The sequence below is a fragment of the Niallia oryzisoli genome, from assembly GCF_043641075.1.
GTDB lineage: Bacteria > Bacillota > Bacilli > Bacillales > Cytobacillaceae > Bacillus_BD > Bacillus_BD oryzisoli_A.
This window is the reverse complement of the sequence record NZ_JBHZRC010000012.1, coordinates 97,932-114,966: the sequence shown is the minus strand read 5'-3', so window position 1 is coordinate 114,966 and position 17,035 is coordinate 97,932. Positions and strand designations below refer to the sequence as shown.

The following is a 17,035-nucleotide window of genomic DNA, read 5'->3' as shown; positions in this document are numbered from 1 at the left end:
TACATGAAGTAAACTGGGGTATTTTTGTTCTTCCGAAAGGAAAACCTTTCGACAATATTATCTATTACACCAGGCACCACTCCGTTCCTAATCCCCTATGAGTGGATCTGGACCTTGTGTTTTCACTTCACGAATTGTTTCCACTTTTCCTATTGATAAGGTACCGGTGTTAACTAGATTAAATGTTAGCTGTTCCCCATCTTTTTCGTCCTTTGGTTCAAAATCTGTTTTTGCCTCGATTAAGGAGTATTCTGGTGTGATGGTACCATTTTTTAAGTCAAGAGGAGCAATCAGCAATTTATCTTTCACAAAATTCAACACAATATAGGTTTCCGCTTCTCCTTCAATGACATAATAGGAATATTTACTAACCGAACTTGCGAATCCAGAAAAGTAAGGATAGGTTAAGAGGAAAAAAGTAAGAACGGGAATCCCCACCACATAATTTTTCTTTATAAAAACGGATTGCCAGCCCCAATATAAAATGAGAATGGCTAAAAAAGTTACAACTATCAATACGCCAAAAGTTAATTCAGATAATATACTTTTGTATTCTTTATCAATTGGAATAGATTGAATAAATCCGTTAAAATAAAAGTTTAATACTTTTCCAAGACTTGAAGCAACCACGGCCACTAATAGGAATGAAATAATTAAATTTCTCATCCATCTTTCTACTATGGCTGGTTGTTCACTTCTTTTGCGTTTTAGAAATTTGTCAGATACTTTCGATGTAAAACGATCAAACAAACGTATCAATTCAGGAAAAATTAATATAAAAAGTGGAATCAAGACAAGAATCAAGCAATTTTTTGCTACAGTTGTAGAATCCAAACTGATAAAAGAAGTTGGGTATTCATAAAAACGGGAAACACCCCACTCATAAGAAAAGGTAATACCATAACCCAAAATAGGAATGGGTGTAATCCAAATAGCTATATCCCATCCTTTAAAGGAATTCCCTGTTCCTCCTTTACTATCTCCTTCCATATTATTGATGTTTAATAGTTTTTTTGTCATAATATCCCGCCTAAATATTAATTATATGTATATATCATTATAGCAAAGGATTGAGTTTAATTTTCTAATCCTGCTTCATTAAAGATAAGAGCAGTAATTAAAGCCTAAAAGGCTCTACTCTCCAGTTTCCTCCTTATAGAGCGACATATTATTCAGCAAATCTTACAACATGATTTGTGGAACATAATGTGAAACAAGATTTTTCGAGACGTCAATGTGACGGTCTCTTAATTACCCAAAATAAATGTTATTTATAGTATAATATGCTCATATTACAACTTTTTATATATTAAAACTATTAATCCACCTCTATTCATAGTTTAAAAAAACAAATAATAAGTCAGTAATAGGGAATTAGAATAAACGGAGGAATTAACATGGTAAATGAACTACGAACGAATATCTTATCTGAGCGATTTGAGGTTTCTTTTAATCGGATACATGCAGCATTAATAAGAATGGTTGATTCTAGAACAGATCGGTTTACACAACTAGTTAGATCTGGAACAAGAAGTTTTTCATTAATACGTACATACGAAGATGATTTATACCAGTTTGCTAAATTACGAAATGCAATGGTTCATGATAAAAGAGAAATAGGATACTATATCGCTGAGCCGCATGAAGATATTGTTAATCAGATTGAACAGATTGCTTACTTCTTCGATCAACCGTTTTATGCTTTGAAAATTGCTAGTAAACCTGTACATTTTAGCGATAAAACTACATTGAAAGAAGTAGTTCAAGGAATAAAAGAATACTCCTATTCTCAATTTCCCATTTACCAGGAAGGTGAATGTATCGGTCTTTTACGAGCTGGTTCGATTTTAGAATGGATTGCAAATAATCTTGTACAAAATAGCATCAATCTGGGGAATGTTACAGTAAAAGAAATACTTCTTCATGAAAATAATCATCCAATTGTGTTCGCTCCAAAATCAATGAATATTTTCGAGATTGAAGACATTTATGAAAGGGCACACCAAGAAAAGCGTGATATAGAGATGGTCATTATAACGGAAAATGGTAATAGCAGTGAAAAACCACTAGGGATTGTAACAGCATGGGACTTAATTGAGATTGATTATACCGCTGATTAAACTGAAGATAGCTTCTTTTTCTCAACCAACATGCTTGATTGACTTAGTATTAGTCATTACGATCTTCTTTAATATATAAGGACAAGAGGGTTTATACAGTGAACGAATTAACTAGAATAATATTTGAGGGTTTAGCCAAACCAGGTTGGTATTTTTTATTAGTAGGAGTAATTTTTTCTGTATTATTGATTTTTGTAAAAAAACACCAATTTCAAGGTAAACAAAAAGATAACGATTTATATTCAAATATAATTCAAAAAATGATCTTACTTAGCCTATTAATTATTTTTATTATTATTTGTTTATATTATCCATTTGAAGATTTTCTATTTAGTCATTTCACTTATGATAAATCAGAAATTGATGTTTATAGTGCGACTACTACTGTATTAATTACATCAATAGGGGTAATTATAACTGCTATTTTTAGTTATTTAATTTATATAGCTACAAAACAAGGTATAGAAATAGCTGAAGAAGCAAAAAACATATCTACTGAGCAAAATAGAATATCTGATGAACTGAAATTAATAGAAGTAAAGAGAATAAACGAAGAACAAATTAACAAGTATACTAATGTAAATAATCTACCTGAAATTAAATTACTTATGTCAATTGACGTGTTGATTGTAGAAATAAAAGAAATCTTAGATGATATGCTCTCGCAATATCAAGATGAGAATATTAAATTCGCCGACGCACTCAGTGAGGGGATTATTTATAAAACACTTGAAGAAAAATTTTCAGAAATTACAAATAAAGGTACAGATAATTTCATTCAGTTATTATATATAAATGGCTTAAATTTTGAATTTGATTCAACATATTTTAAAAGAATGCGGTTGAAAGCACTTTTTGACCCTCCCACAGAAGTATGGGAGGCAATTAGCGATGATATCGGTTTAACAAAAATTATGAACAAGTTAGAAAAAACAAGAAACAAAATCATATTTAAAGTTAAAACTGAAATCAATGAGGTTTTTAAGGAATTAATAGACAGAGAAACTCTTTCTATTTTAGATTCACCAAAAGATGCATATCATAAACTTTGGAAAAAAATAACAAATTGAAATATGGGGACGGTTCCGGCGTTTCCCCCGCTGTTTCAACCACGTGAAACAGCGGGGGAAACAAGATTTTTCGGGGCGTCATAGTGACCGATTCTCAAAAACAATTTTACCATTTCCAATACCTTTTGCTAGCTCTTCAAAGCCCTGCGACGCTTTCTGAAACGCCGGGACGGTTCCGCGTTTCGATATAACTACTTTATACCTTATAAGCTCCCTGACCCTCTAAGCCCTAAAAACCAAACTCAAAGAAATCCCCAAAATCCTCGCTGCCTGCCTTAATGACAGTCCATCGATCTGTTTAACCATTTTCAATATTTCGTTTCTCTGTATTTTAGGCATGCTCTTGACCTGCGCAATCTCAATCGTACCAAGCAACTTCTTGATTTCCAAGCTTGCTTGATCATCAGATAATCTTCCTTCATTTAGTGCTCATCTAAACACTTATCATTATTTTTTCTTTCATTAAATTCTTTTAATCTATCTCTGGCTTTAGTCAGTTGACTTGAAAACTTTCTTAAAACTAGCTCATAGTCCAACAAATTTCTTGGATAGCACGACTTCCCGTAGTAGCTTCTGCAGCTGCTCCATTTCCATTCATCAACACGATTTATGATCCCTGCTTTTACCAGATTTTGATGAGTATATCTCACCACCGTTAGAAAATAGCTAGTGGTTTCAACATTTTCACTTTTAAACCGATCTTGAAAAAGATGGCCTGTTGTGTTGTACTTCCAGTTGTAATACTTGGCATAGCTTATTCCCATTCGTTTCATTGTTATGGAAATATCCTCATTTCCCGCTTTTATCAGCAGATGAACATGATTTCCCATCAAGCACCATGCATATATAGCTAGTTGATATGTTATTTTGTATTTTTTGAGAATATCTAGAAACTTAATCCAATCCTGATCATCATGAAAGCTTTTCTGTCGGTTCGAACCTCTCCAAATGATATGGCAAACACCTGTTTTACTTTTTATTCTTGCTTCGCGTGGCACGTTAATCACCATCTTTCAGGCATCCAGCTTGGTTTCGTTCGATTATTATTTGCTCTTTTAGGTGTTCTTCCCGTCGTAGATTGATTGCTTGCCAAATGGATTCATCAGTAATGTGACGATTTCCCTCTAAATCCGAGATGGTTCTTGCTAGACGAATAATTTTTATTTGAACACGATTACTCCATTGCCGTTTGACTGCTATTTGTCTAATTAATTTCATTTGATGTTGCTTTAAAGGGCTCGTTGATTGCAATTTTTCAAAAGGTACCTTTGCATTGCAAACTTGCTCCTCATATCGTTCATACTGCCTTTCCCGAGCCTTCTCCACTCGCTTACGTATATCTGTGGAATTTGTTCGGCTTTCCGTTGGCTGCTCTAAATTCACTGAATGTAAAAATTGTAAAATATCAAATCCGGTCATAGATGGGACCGGAAATTCTATTTTTATAGGCTTGAACTTGTTTTATTGTACAGGTGCAATAGCGGGAGTTGGACCCCTGATATCCACAGGGACATGGATTCATGGCTGCGATGAGGATAAAGGAAGAAGGATAGGTGACCGTTGACTGCGCCCTGCTAATCGTGGCCCTTCCCGCTTCTAATGGCTGTCTTAACATATCCAATGTTTTCTTTGGGAACTCTGCCATTTCATCGAGAAACAAAACACCTCGGTGAGCTAGTGATATCTCGCCGGGTTTTGGAGTGGTCCCTCCGCCAATAATGGAAATGGATGAGGAAGAGTGATGAGGATTTCGATAGGGGGCTATTTGCGGGGATAACAGCCTTTCCACAATCATTTCGATTGAATTTATACGTGAAACATGTTGTGAAACATGATTTTTCGGAGAGTGACCGGCACCATTCTTTAATTATTTTAAACTTTCTTAATTACTGATAAACTATTCATATGCTCTTATATTAATATACTATCATAGAAAGAAGTTGAAAAAGTAATGAACAAAACGCTACAAGATATTGCGTATTCAATCCTAGATTTGGTTCCAATTACTGAAGGAAGTGATGCAAACACTTCTTTTAAACATTCGGCAGATTTAGCTCAACATGCAGAGAATTGGGGCTATAAAAGATATTGGTTAGCTGAGCATCACAATAAGCCAGGAATTGCAAGCTCTGCGACTTCCATTTTAATTGGTCATATCGCTGCGAATACATCAAAAATTCGAGTGGGTTCAGGGGGAATTATGCTGCCTAATCATGCACCACTCGTAGTGGCCGAGCAATTTGGAACATTAGAAACGCTATTTCCTGGTCGAATCGACTTAGGCCTTGGCCGTGCTCCTGGAACGGATCAGCTTACGGCATATGCTCTACGTCGAAACGTTACAAGTGATGGACATGATTTTCCAGAACAAGTAGCAGAACTTAGAGCTTATTTTAGCCCTGAGAATATGAAAGTGAATGCCATCCCTGGCAGAGGTCTTCAAATACCAATTTGGCTTCTTGGCTCAAGCGGTTATAGCGCTCAATTGGCTGCACAACTGGGTCTTCCCTTTGCCTTTGCGAATCATTTTTCACCAGAAAATACATTGCCCGCTCTTGCCTTATATCGCAATAACTTTAAACCATCGTCAATCTTACAAGAGCCGTATGTCATGATTGGTACCAATATTATTGCTGCAGATACGGATGAAGAAGCAGAAAAACGATCAACTTCCTTGCTGCAACATCATCTTGGACTTATTCGTAATCAGCAAGTCCCTCTTCAACCTCCAGTAGATGATATGGATGCCCTATGTAGCAGTTATGAAAAATCAATTTTACAGCAAAAATTAGCAGGCTCAATCATAGGCAGCCGAGAGACAGTCAAAACAAAACTCGAAAAATTTGTGGAAGAAACACAAACAGATGAAATTATTATAAACAGCCAAATTTTTGACCATCAAACTCGCTTACAATCCTACGAAATTGTAGCAGATATCATTCGAAACGCTTAAATGAACAAAAAAAATGGGAGTGAAACTAAACTGTGTAAGTAGGAAAACGTACCGTTCCTACTTCTCAGTTTAGTTTTTTTATTGAAAAAATGAATATATGGATTGGGTAAGTTTATTATGGCAAAGAATTAGCTCCTAGAATTATAGAACAATCCCAACCAGAGTCTGTACAAGATATACAAAATGCACTTAAGGATTACCAGGTCCACTTCAAACAATTACTTTAATAAAATAACCATGTGAAACATTCTGTGAAACAAGATTTTTCGGGTGAGTGACAGGCACCATTCCCAGGAGAAAAAAAACTTGTTTCCTTATAAGGCACTCTAGCTTTACGTTAAATTCGGCTTAAATGATTCAAATATTCAATATAATATTTTATAGTCCTAGAATAGTGATTCGTAGTGTCTTTATAATGACCTTTGATTTTGAATAACATCTGTTCATCAATATATTTTTCACCATTATAGATCTTATGCTTTTGCAAATTCACAAGTCTATTATTATATTGTCTAGCCGACTCCTCTTTAATTTCTCTTTCACCTTTCATCAGTTTGTGTCTATTTTGGAGATAATCGATAAATTCCATATATGACCTCCTTTTATTTAGTAAACATGACACTATTCTAAAACGGTTTCCTTACTCCAATAATATCCTCTATCCCAATAGCAACATCAGAAACCACACTACTTGCTTTAGAATATTCTCCCTTATACAAATGAACTAAAGGTTGAATAATGTATTGGTTCACTTTCACTTGATTCGTTAACAAATCAAGTGGCAGAAAATAGGTTTTCGTCATAACACCGTCATTATAATTTGTTGTACAAAGATTCCCGTCCATTTGTTTTTTCGCTTCAGGATGTTCTGTCCATCCTGCCATATATAGACCGTTCCCTTTCACTACCTTATCCTTCTGGAATTCAAGATAGCCACAGGTGAGAAAGGGAACGTTGTTCTCTAGGCCATCCATACTGCTGTCGAAAGTAATGTTGACCCCTATTCCTTTCTTAGAATCCTTTTCCTTCACAAAGACCCGCTGCATAAAATAAGGAAGCCAATAGTTTGGTGAACGATAATGGCTTGACCTCCCCCACATGACACTACCATCTCCGACAGCTATATATCCTTCTTTTTCTAATAAATCGTTGACAACAGTAACTAGTTTACTTGTTTCTTCATAAATTCTTTTCATCATATCATAAACCTCTTTAATCTCTCTTCCTGTTGCCATATAGTTATTCTCCCTCCCAAAAATAAGGCTGTTCTTTCTTTATTATTGTACTAACATCAATCCCTGATAAAAAAGGCTCTCCCGTATTCTGATCCTCTTCCTTCCAGAAAAAGAACGCTGTCTCAGAAACATTTAATTGAAGATGGAAAAACCCATGGTATGGAACCAATCCTTTTCTATAGAATAAATCCTTTAAATCTAGCAATAATAGTCTTGTTGAAGGAGCATGCTCCCAGGTTTCTTTCTCATCAACCTCTTTTATCACTTCAAGCACACTCATCCAATTAACCCAGTAAAATTGATTGCAAAGTTGTTTACCGTGCCTTTTCTTTAATATATCAAATGATTCATCCAAATCCTTTTTTGGAAGAGCATAATGAGCAGTCGCATAAAAGAGATAACGGTTTCCTTCAGATTGTTTGAACCTTTCTCTTAGTACCCTATTATCGATATAAATATTACCGTTTTGAAGTTCCTGGTATAATTCCGCTAGTTGGTCTCCATCTAAATGTTCAATTGTATTTTTTCCGTCCTCAGTTATTCCCTCTTCTCGAATAAGATTGCTTTTACCGGATGTATACTTAGCCTCAATTAGGATGGATACAGTTGAACAATCCTTTTTTGTTAGTAAGACGAGAACATCAGGTTCCCTATTTAACTTGCTCGTCCTTGGCCAAAAAATATAATCCGCTTCCTCTACATCCTCCAAAAAACTCGGTACCTCTTGATCAATAAAGCCTACTGCTTTTTTTAGAAAAGGAATTAACCCCATATTTGGATTGAGATAGCGAAAAGTCGAAAACACATCAGAAGTTAGCAAATCTTCCATATGTTCATAAGGAGAAAGTTTTCCATGAATTTCAGCAATCGTCATTTTTATTCCTCCAAAATCAAGTGACCTTTTCCTCACTTGAGGTAGTTGTTAGAACTAGAGTATAAGATAGATAATCCAAGTTTAATTTCATCTTATTTTTTATTTAAGGGCAAACTGCCAACCATAACTCCTTACATTTATTCCATCTTTTTTAGCCTTACTAATATCCTCTTCAAAATAAGAAGAAACACCGCTTCCCACTAAAATTCCTTTTACAGAACTTAATTTTAATTCTTCTTTGCAAAGCTTAATATAATGCTTAATTTGGTTTAGTGCGTTTCGGTCAATTAATCCTTTTTTAATTTCAACTACGATATATTCATCATTTGAAAAATCTTTTAATAACAAATCCAATCTTGATTCATCTGAAAATATTAATTGGGATTTTTCTAACACATAATTTGGATTTAGTATCGATGGGTTCGAAGCTATAAACTTTTCAATATCTCTTTCTAAAATTTGAAACACTTCTTCGGAAGTTATAATGTTGTTTGTTAATCTACCTTTATTTTCACTTTGTTGAATTAAATTTAATAGATAATCTATATCTGAATTATTAAGCTCTTTCCAAGCACGAAGTGAAGAAGAAATAGCAGCTAACAAAGTAGTTTGATTATGGTTAAGGTTGGCAGGCCTCGACAATTCACTTAATAATTCCGGTGTGATTTCTAAGGGAACATGTAGGATTTTAGAAAAAATGGGATTTCCAAATGCTACGCATTCAGTTTCGGTTAGTTGTTCGATTTCCTTTTTTAGATGTGGATTTTCGTATTTATTTGTTAGTAATCGATTCTTTTTTGCATTTTTAACAAGCATTACATCTTCAATCACATAATATGCAGTGATGTAACGTTTATCATGAATGGTCTTATGAAAAAATAAATAATCACCTTTTTGAACCTTTATTAGTTTTTCCTTATTTGCTCCTGATTCTCCGTATGTATATTCCTTTAACATGGGATCTTCATGGCCAAAATTTTTTTCAGCATCTTTATAACCAATTAAGAAATTCACGAATTTCTCCTCCATTAATTACCGCTATAAATATTATGTGATTATGTTGTACCATCTTTGAATATCATAAAAATAGAGTGAGGCACAAAAGTATAGGTGCCCCCTCCTAGGATTACAAAATTCACTAAGTCTCCATTTAATAATAGAAACCTACTAAAGATATTCATATTTAAGGTAAAAGAAGAACTAGTTTTTTCTTACCTCTACTACCTTAAATTATTAAAAGGATCCCCATCTGGATTACTTCTAAAATACCCTCCGCCTTGTTCAACTGTACGGTCAATCATGGTATTCCCATCTCCATCACGATAATAAGGTTCTACAGAGGTACCATCTGCCCTAATGTACCCACTGACTTCATGAGGCTTGACAAAATGTGTATTGTCTAATTCCAGAGTCAGTGGTTGAAATTGGTGTTTGTACGCATGCTTTAAAGGATCTTGAAAATCCATGAAATCGTTAGCACCATCGTATGAGCTAATACCATGATAGTTAGAAAGAGAAGAATCATTGGCCTCATGAAAGGTATCATCCATGGTATCGTTTGGTTGCCCAAAATCATAGTCAAAGGCATCAGATAACGTTAAATAGTTTTGATCACTCATTGTGCTTTTACTCCTCTCAGAATTTCCTCTTCTATCAGACTTTCAAGCTCAGAAAGCCGGTCTTTGAATGCATGAATCATTGCTGATTCCTTTTGCTTGCTTTTAATTTCACTCTTCAAAAGGACCTCGTATGAACCTATCAGCCTAGAGAACTCTTCTAAAGACTTAACTTCGATTTGATTCAGCGTATTTTCTATATAGCGATATAATTGATCCAAAAAGTTATCTACAAGCTGGTCAATTTTACTGGCAGTAACTGCAATGAGTTCTGGCTTAATTTTCTCGTACTGTTTTTCAGCCAGTTTTTGCGCTAAGAATGGAATACCTGCCATCCCAACAATCGGCAAGAAGAATGGTCCTCCTAACAGTATGGCCATCGTACTGACTCCCCCAACGATTAATCCTGCCTTTACATTTGCGTTTCCTGTCTTTGCTTCTAATATAGGTATTGATTCAGCAAATTGCAGATTAGAGCCTCTAACCTCCTGAATATGAACATTTTGTTTAAAAGATGACGTTAGTCCTTTTGTCACCTCTACTTGAGTTTTACGAAGTAGCTCATGTATATACTCACTATATTGATTAACCCATGAATTGAAATGTGACTTAATTGTAATTGGAATCTGTGATTCAACTAAACTCTTTATATCAGCTCCATGGTATAGCTGTATCCTGTTTTCAATATCAGTACGAACATTATCCCCGAAAAATTGTACGGATTTCCGCACCATGAATTTAATTTCATTGCGGCGTTCCTTAATATAAGTTTGTATTTGTGTTTGCCATATATCTTGCTTAGCAAACCACCCTTTAACGGCTTCTAGCTGAGCTTCGAGACTTTCTAATGACTTAGAAGATAATTCATTAGCTGTTACAATCTCACCTTTTACTACTTCACCAATGGACTTCAGCCGTAATTGGAACCTCTCCAGTTTTTCCATACTACGCGAGCCACTTTCAATTCTTCTTGAAATTTCCTTCTCTACTTCAGGTACTCCAGAATAATCAAGAAGATCTCGATTCCCATTCAATTTTCCTTCCAGTGCTTCTCGGGCTGAAATTGGATAGAGTTTTGCATTTTCCCCTTCAAGAATGCTTTGAATTCTGCGCTCAATGTATTCGATCGTATCATCCAGTTCCTCCTCATCTATCCGGTCCATAAAATTCGCCGTAAAGATGATTTTGTCTATGCCGTTTTTCAATAAAAAGTCTTGAATAAAGACCTTTTCCGACTTCTTTAATGCTGCATCCATTGATGTCATAAAAATAATGACATCAGCTCGTGGAATAAACTGGAAGGTGATATCTGAACGGTGCTGATTGAGGTCATTCACCCCTGGTGTGTCTATTAGTACCACTCTATTTTTCAATAATGGGGCATCCATAAACAACTTTAAATATTTAATCTCTTCCGTATCAAAATCTATAGAAGCTGTATATTGATTTAGTTCCTCAGTAGATAACTCCTTTTTTTCAACTTGACCATCTGTTTTTAATATTTGAAGTTCCGGAGTATCAGAATGGAACACGGCATTGATCGTTGCTGTTGTCGGTGTAACATCCCTTGGCATTATGTCCTTGCCAAGCAGCGCGTTGACGAACGTTGACTTTCCATGTTTAAATTGTCCGACCACAATAATGGTATAGTAGTCTTGATCTAAATCTTCTTCTAATTCGTCAAGTGCCTTCAACTGTGAACTCGCAGGTAAAAGGGAAGTCAGACTTTCCTTTAGCTTACATGCCTTCTCCTTAAGTAAATCCTTCTCTACCGTATAGTTCATGGTTTAACACCGTCCTCTTCTTTAACTGGATCCATGAGCTCATGGTACAAACCTCTGACATCGGTCTGAACTTGCATTAATGTGTGGGATCTAGTTTTCAACAGTTCCCTCTTTACATTGATTTCAGTCTCCTCTAATTGAGCATTCTCCAACAACATGTTCAATTGGTTCTCTACCTGTTGAACATTTTCGTTCACAATGTCGCGATATTGTTTGGATATTGCGTTTACCATTCCATCCCATTCACTTTTAAATTGAAGGCGGCGTTTCTTTTCAGTAGAATTCATCTGTTCAGTAAGCTTCCTGCGGAATTTCTCCTTTTCTGTATCGCCGGTCAGCCATGCCCATAACCCTCCAACAAGAAAAGAAGTAGCCCCAATCACTGTAGCTGCAATATAACCTGCACCGATAGCCAATTTCCCAATAAAGCTATTCTCTGTTTCCCAAGCCGTACCTAAATCATCGAAGATATCATTAAATATGGAGCGCTTAGCTATGGTTTCCGGTAATAGACTATCAGACTGAACCATATCTTTAGAATTATATGTATTTAAGAAGCCATGACTTTGCATATCCCCTTCCAGCTTGAACCACTCATTGTTCAGCTGTCTACTAATGTCCTCAATGATTCGTATTGCGGTTTCCGTCATTTTCTTTTTCTTATCCTCATGTAGTTTGCGTTCGAGAGGAGCAATTTCCCTTTCCACCTTGCCACCAATCTCATCGATACCAAGATTACGGTTGGCTTCAAATGTTCCGAGTCCTTTTTCTGTAATTTTCACTAACTCTGCGTGGTACCATTTAGTTACCTCGGACTCTTCCAAATTTAATGCAATATCAATTTTCTTTAAAGAATCCTTCCCTGCCCTTCTTATCAGCTCAACCCTCTTACGAAATGATCTGACTTTTTCTCGAAGGCCCTCCATTTGCTGATTTAAAGATCCATATTCAAAATTTATTTGCTTCTCAAGTACTTCAGCGACAAGCTTTTCTAAACGCTGGATAGGTCTTTGCAGCTTAACTGCCCCTCTTTCAAACTGGAGAAAATCCCCTAAAGCCGACTCTAATTCAATAAATCCTGATTCTTCAAAAGGCTTGACTGATATCGGTCTTCCCCGCATATTCTTAAGTTCTTCTCCAGTAGCCTTTCGACGAGCATTAAGAGCTTCCTTCGAAGAAACCATATATATCTTTGGTTCTTGTAAAATATCTTTCAAATTCTTATAAGCATAGTTATACACTTTTTCAACATCCTCAGATGAAGCTAATAGATCCTTATGATTTACTACAATAAAAATCTTTTGGACGTCATTCGCAAGAATTCTGTCCTTCAGAAAACTCATTTCAGATTCACTAAGTATCATAGTGGCTGAAAGGAGGATAATAGCAGCATCAGATTGTGGAATAATACTGTTTGTGAGCATCTCTCTTGCAGGGTCAAGATCATTTGTCCCCGGTGTATCGATAATCCGTACTCCCTCCTGACAAAAGGAAAGTGGGTATCCTATTTCTGCATATTTAATACTTCCAATATAATCTACCTGTTCCTTATATTGCTTTTCGGACTCATTGTCGCCCACAATAGGTTCTCTAGGGGCAACCAGTCTTTTAAATTCTTCTTCAGAGATATACTCCTCACCATTTTTTCGATTATGGAGTTTGATAAATGGCTCCTTGCTGTAATTAATAATATTTAATACAGTGGTGGTCGGCTTTACTGATGAAGGTAGGAACTTTTTCCCTAATAAGGCATTGATAAATGTTGACTTTCCACGAGAAAATTCTCCTACAACACTAATTTGGAAATGTTCATTTTCTACTTGATTCCTAAGTTCCTCAACCTTCTTTAAATAGGTATCATTCCCCATAGCCTGAAGCACGACCTGCAGCTTATCGAGTTGGTTCAGCAATTGCATTTTCTTTATCCTATAATAATTCAATGAAAAACCCATGCAGCCCACTCTCCCTAAAACTCAACTTTTTCTAAAATTTCAATCGTTGGATCTTCCGAAATCATCATATTTCCGTTCGGTGTTACCCCCACTTTATAATGAGCACGTATTTTCTTACGATCCCCCGTTCCATCCTGATAAGAATATTCATCAGCAATATTAGCTATAACCACGTAATGATTATCATCTGCTTGAGAGACGGACTCAATATTCAATTCTAGATTACTCATCCGCATATTCTTGCTGTTTGCGTTGATAATATAAGATTCCGCCAAATGATATCCTGAGCCATTCGGGTCATAATAGTTCTGAACATAGCTAAAGCCGCTTCCGTTAAATGCACTTTCGAACGCTATGTAATAACTTTGAATGAATTCATTCACATTTTGATTCGTTACTAGTTGAACAGTTGGGATATTAATATTTTCCCTTTTTGTATCAATAATCGTTATATTATTTATAATCATCCATTTTTCTGGTAAAACCTTGACTAGATAATCCTTTGTCCTCTCATAATCTGTCTTTTCATTTTTATCATCAGTAAATATAAATTTTTCAAAAGTAGAAACATTATATTCGTTATTTTCAACCTTCATTACCTGATTCACTTGAAAGTTTAAATGTTCAAATGTGTAGCCTTTTCCGGCAATTGAATCGATGTATTCCAGAAGCTCTTTATGGGCAGGGCTTCCCTGTTCAACAAAATCATCAATGTAAATTGAATTTCCAGTATTCAAAGCCTGCATATACTTGTTTCTAAAATTATTTAAGAAAGCTTCAAAATCGGAATTCTCTACGATGATTTCTTCTTCTGTTTGATTAGCAAGGCTATACGTAAATCCAATAATCATTAAATCATTCCCTGAACTAGGCATATTTGACAGCATATACATAGATTCGAATTCTTTTGTGACGCCTTCTATTTTATAGGTTTCTTTGACATTAGCCTTGATTTCCTCATACGACCCATATTCAATATCAGTCACTACAAAATTAACAAGTTCTCCTTTAGATGTGTCTTCATAATAAGGCTGATACTCAAGCCAGCCATAACCAGTAAATAACCCAGTTCTATTCTGTGTAACATTCAGCCTTTGGCGGACGGACTGGAGAAATACTTCAATATCATCCTTTGTAAAATTAGTCATTGGGGTTTGAGGTTCTTCTTGTAAAGGTTGTTGTTTGTGGTCAACTGATGTACTATCGGCAACTGTATTGGTAACCTCCTTTGCTACTGGATTTTCATTTTCAACATTCATAAAAACTAAATATCCTATATAAGTAGAAAGGATAGTTGCGGAAACAGTACCTGCAATCCATTCTATCTGTTTAAAATGAATTTTATTTATTTCTACCTGTATGTCGTGATTCATTTTATTAGGGAGGGGTAATAGATCGTGATGCTTTAACTCGATGGGTATAAAATTGGGAGATATTAATTCATACTTGATTTTATTTACAACTGTTAAGTCCTCCAGTTTTCTCCAACAAGCATAAACCTCCTCAGGAGGTAATTCTTGTTTTATATTTACTATTTCTTGAATATAATTGTCTGCTTGTTTATAGGCTGCTATAACTGCTCTTTCAGAAACTTTTCCTACATCCTGCAGAGGCTTTGCCACATTCCTCTGAAAGTCTTCTAGATAAATCGAAAATAACTCAAAATTAGTCAGGTCACTCTTTGATAAATCAGTAAAATAATCCTCTATCTTTTCCTGCTGTTTCTTTAGATTTACAATATCCTCATTCTCTTGTTCTACATAAAAATTAATATCATTTTCAATTATCGTGATTATGCTATTTCTAAAGCCATTTACTTTGAAGTTCATTTCTTTAAAAAGATTGAGAAGTGCTCCCCTTTTCCATTCAATTCGATCAAGTTCATGGTGGAACAGGTCAATTCTCTTTTGAAGTTGTTTCAAACTTTTCTTTTTCCTAAGTGATCGGCTTTTATAAATCTTGTTCCAACTTTCTTCCAAACGCTCTCTTTCTTCGTTCAATTTAGTAATCTTATCATTTAATTCTTTTCGATCCTCACAAAACCTATCATAATCTGGTAAAACACTTTCCTCCCATAATTGCAAAGGATTAAAGTTTAGGCTAAAAGCATTTCGGCCAAGCATATCTAGATGAAGCGCCATAAATTTTCTTAGAAAAACATCAAGCTGATAAAAGGTAGTAATAGTCGTGTTTAGAAAGTTGTTCCACTTATCACTGACCGATTTTACAAGCTCCTGATTGGCACTAATTCTCTCTTTGGTTGATTGTAGCTCTGGAATATCCTTGCCAATAAACTTTGCTACTTGATCTAAATTAAGTTTTTTCAACGGAAGAGACAATTTGGACTCTATAAAAAACTTTTCCATTTGCCGTAATGGTTCTAGAATTCTATAATAGGTGTGCTCCATTTTCCTGTCGACCTCTGCTTTAAGGTTATCTAGCAGCTGTTCAACCTCTTTCCAATTGCTCCATTCAAGCAGTTGGTCATCCTTTTGTATCTGTGCATTAAATGCATCCCTTGAAGATACACCAGCCAACTTTTTTACTACTGGCCCAATATTCGCTTGATTGAAGTCAATCAAATCTTCTAACTCATCATCTTCCATAAGGTCAATTTGATTTATGATTCCAAAAGGATAGATCTTCTTTTTATGAAACTTCTTAAGCCATTTCATTTCCGTTTTAGTTCCTACGTGTAATACATGAAACAGGAAGATTACAAAGTCCGCCCTCCCCAAAAATCTCTCTGTTGCCTTTGTATGATATTCGTTGATTGCATTTAATCCGGGGGTATCGATTATTGTAAACTCCCTTAGGATCTCTAATGGAAGCTGCAATTCAACATAAGAAAGCTGATGACGGATTGTTTTAAAGTTTCCATCCTTTTCAGCTGTTAGTTGATAAAACCATATGTCATCATAGACTGTCGTATGGCCATCAAGAAAGTGAGCAATGACTTTTCTAGACTTTCCAAAAGTTAATTTTGTTACTACTGCTGTCTCTGGAACTACATCAGCAGATAATATTTTTTGTCCAAGTAAAGCATTAATAAACGTTGATTTTCCAGCGTTAAACTCACCAACAACCATAATCGATAGCTCATCCTCAATATCCTCAGTTAACTCAATGATCTGCTTTTTTATGGAAGCGTATTTCTCCTCATTTGGACAAAGCCGAATCCAATGATCAAGCCCATGCTTAATTTGCTGTTTCCAATTCAACCTTTAGTCCCCCTTAATACCTCAGGTCATTATTAAAATATTTGAATTTTCTGTTTCTTACTTCTTTCTAGTATATATGAAAGTAATACTTATTTGTTAAATAAATTAGTACATTTTCAGAATTAAACAATCTCTATAAGCTTTAGTGTGGCACTAGTGAACGAACATGGTCCTTTCTTTAATAACTACGTGAAATATTTTGTGAAACCA

Annotated in this window: 15 protein-coding genes; 3 read left to right on the top strand and 12 right to left on the bottom strand. The window is 35.3% G+C overall.

Translation table 11 applies throughout. The annotated features are described in order from the left end of the window. Nucleotides 1-87 precede the first annotated feature (87 nt). Nucleotides 88-1,020, bottom strand: a complete 933-nt coding sequence (locus ACHUFV_RS23190; RefSeq protein WP_394238326.1) for a hypothetical protein — start codon at nt 1,018-1,020, stop codon at nt 88-90. Nucleotides 1,021-1,397: 377 nt separating this feature from the next. Here ACHUFV_RS23190 and ACHUFV_RS23185 point away from each other — a divergent pair, with 377 nt between their 5' ends. After that, a complete protein-coding gene (locus ACHUFV_RS23185; RefSeq protein ID WP_394238324.1) occupies nt 1,398-2,120 on the top strand; it encodes a CBS domain-containing protein in 723 nt (240 codons plus the stop codon). 98 nt (nt 2,121-2,218) lie between these two features. Beyond that, nucleotides 2,219-3,190 (top strand): hypothetical protein, encoded by a 972-nt coding sequence (locus tag ACHUFV_RS23180; RefSeq protein WP_394238322.1) that lies wholly within the window; start codon nt 2,219-2,221, stop codon nt 3,188-3,190. Between the two features lie 422 nt (nt 3,191-3,612). Here ACHUFV_RS23180 and ACHUFV_RS23175 read toward each other — a convergent pair whose 3' ends face one another. Genes ACHUFV_RS23175 through ACHUFV_RS27450 form a run of 3 tightly spaced genes read right to left on the bottom strand, consistent with a single transcriptional unit; the run spans nt 3,613 to nt 4,979 of the window. Then, on the bottom strand, nt 3,613-4,200 hold the full coding sequence (locus ACHUFV_RS23175; RefSeq protein ID WP_394238320.1) for a transposase: 588 nt from the start codon (nt 4,198-4,200) through the stop codon (nt 3,613-3,615). Next, nucleotides 4,190-4,609 (bottom strand): magnesium chelatase subunit ChlI family protein, encoded by a 420-nt coding sequence (locus ACHUFV_RS27455; protein WP_463516598.1) that lies wholly within the window; start codon nt 4,607-4,609, stop codon nt 4,190-4,192. Before ACHUFV_RS27455 ends, ACHUFV_RS23175 begins: the two co-directional genes overlap by 11 nt. Further along, the gene (locus ACHUFV_RS27450) at nt 4,596-4,979 is read right to left on the bottom strand and encodes an ATP-binding protein (RefSeq protein ID WP_463516596.1); all 384 of its coding nucleotides are present in this window, start codon (nt 4,977-4,979) and stop codon (nt 4,596-4,598) included. Before ACHUFV_RS27450 ends, ACHUFV_RS27455 begins: the two co-directional genes overlap by 14 nt. A 162-nt stretch (nt 4,980-5,141) precedes the next feature. Here ACHUFV_RS27450 and ACHUFV_RS23165 point away from each other — a divergent pair, with 162 nt between their 5' ends. Continuing rightward, nucleotides 5,142-6,143: an LLM class flavin-dependent oxidoreductase gene (locus ACHUFV_RS23165; protein ID WP_394238318.1), complete on the top strand. Its 1,002-nt coding sequence runs from the start codon at nt 5,142-5,144 to the stop codon at nt 6,141-6,143. A 337-nt stretch (nt 6,144-6,480) separates the two neighbouring features. On the opposite strand, the gene ACHUFV_RS23160 is transcribed toward ACHUFV_RS23165, so the two are convergent. The 8 genes from ACHUFV_RS23160 to ACHUFV_RS23125 form a co-directional block, all read right to left on the bottom strand. Continuing rightward, nucleotides 6,481-6,732, bottom strand: a complete 252-nt coding sequence (locus ACHUFV_RS23160) for a hypothetical protein (protein ID WP_394238316.1) — start codon at nt 6,730-6,732, stop codon at nt 6,481-6,483. A gap of 37 nt (nt 6,733-6,769) precedes the next feature. Next, nucleotides 6,770-7,378 carry a hypothetical protein gene (locus tag ACHUFV_RS23155; RefSeq protein WP_394238314.1) on the bottom strand — a complete coding sequence of 203 codons (609 nt, stop codon included), beginning with the start codon at nt 7,376-7,378 and terminating at the stop codon, nt 6,770-6,772. A gap of 4 nt (nt 7,379-7,382) precedes the next feature. Beyond that, a complete protein-coding gene (locus ACHUFV_RS23150) occupies nt 7,383-8,252 on the bottom strand; it encodes a hypothetical protein (protein WP_394238312.1) in 870 nt (289 codons plus the stop codon). Nucleotides 8,253-8,351: 99 nt separating this feature from the next. Continuing rightward, nucleotides 8,352-9,266: an endonuclease NucS domain-containing protein gene (locus tag ACHUFV_RS23145; protein ID WP_394238311.1), complete on the bottom strand. Its 915-nt coding sequence runs from the start codon at nt 9,264-9,266 to the stop codon at nt 8,352-8,354. Nucleotides 9,267-9,472: 206 nt separating this feature from the next. Beyond that, a complete protein-coding gene (locus ACHUFV_RS23140) occupies nt 9,473-9,871 on the bottom strand; it encodes a hypothetical protein (RefSeq protein ID WP_394238309.1) in 399 nt (132 codons plus the stop codon). Continuing rightward, the gene (locus ACHUFV_RS23135) at nt 9,868-11,652 is read right to left on the bottom strand and encodes a dynamin family protein (protein ID WP_394238307.1); all 1,785 of its coding nucleotides are present in this window, start codon (nt 11,650-11,652) and stop codon (nt 9,868-9,870) included. Before ACHUFV_RS23135 ends, ACHUFV_RS23140 begins: the two co-directional genes overlap by 4 nt. Then, on the bottom strand, nt 11,649-13,604 hold the full coding sequence (locus ACHUFV_RS23130) for a dynamin family protein (RefSeq protein WP_394238305.1): 1,956 nt from the start codon (nt 13,602-13,604) through the stop codon (nt 11,649-11,651). Before ACHUFV_RS23130 ends, ACHUFV_RS23135 begins: the two co-directional genes overlap by 4 nt. A 14-nt stretch (nt 13,605-13,618) precedes the next feature. Continuing rightward, entirely contained in the window at nt 13,619-16,825 is a 3,207-nt protein-coding gene (locus ACHUFV_RS23125; RefSeq protein ID WP_394238303.1) for a dynamin family protein, read from the bottom strand. Between the last annotated feature and the right edge of the window lie 210 nt (nt 16,826-17,035).

Coding starts and splice junctions, on each gene's coding strand:
- ACHUFV_RS23160 (WP_394238316.1), bottom strand. CDS start 6,732: ATGGAATTTATCGATTATCTCCAAAATAGACACAAACTGATGAAAGGT.
- ACHUFV_RS27455 (WP_463516598.1), bottom strand. CDS start 4,609: ATGACCGGATTTGATATTTTACAATTTTTACATTCAGTGAATTTAGAG.
- ACHUFV_RS23150 (WP_394238312.1), bottom strand. CDS start 8,252: ATGACGATTGCTGAAATTCATGGAAAACTTTCTCCTTATGAACATATG.
- ACHUFV_RS23190 (WP_394238326.1), bottom strand. CDS start 1,020: ATGACAAAAAAACTATTAAACATCAATAATATGGAAGGAGATAGTAAA.
- ACHUFV_RS23185 (WP_394238324.1), top strand. CDS start 1,398: ATGGTAAATGAACTACGAACGAATATCTTATCTGAGCGATTTGAGGTT.
- ACHUFV_RS23155 (WP_394238314.1), bottom strand. CDS start 7,378: ATGGCAACAGGAAGAGAGATTAAAGAGGTTTATGATATGATGAAAAGA.
- ACHUFV_RS23165 (WP_394238318.1), top strand. CDS start 5,142: ATGAACAAAACGCTACAAGATATTGCGTATTCAATCCTAGATTTGGTT.
- ACHUFV_RS23135 (WP_394238307.1), bottom strand. CDS start 11,652: ATGAACTATACGGTAGAGAAGGATTTACTTAAGGAGAAGGCATGTAAG.
- ACHUFV_RS23140 (WP_394238309.1), bottom strand. CDS start 9,871: ATGAGTGATCAAAACTATTTAACGTTATCTGATGCCTTTGACTATGAT.
- ACHUFV_RS23130 (WP_394238305.1), bottom strand. CDS start 13,604: ATGGGTTTTTCATTGAATTATTATAGGATAAAGAAAATGCAATTGCTG.
- ACHUFV_RS23175 (WP_394238320.1), bottom strand. CDS start 4,200: ATGGTGATTAACGTGCCACGCGAAGCAAGAATAAAAAGTAAAACAGGT.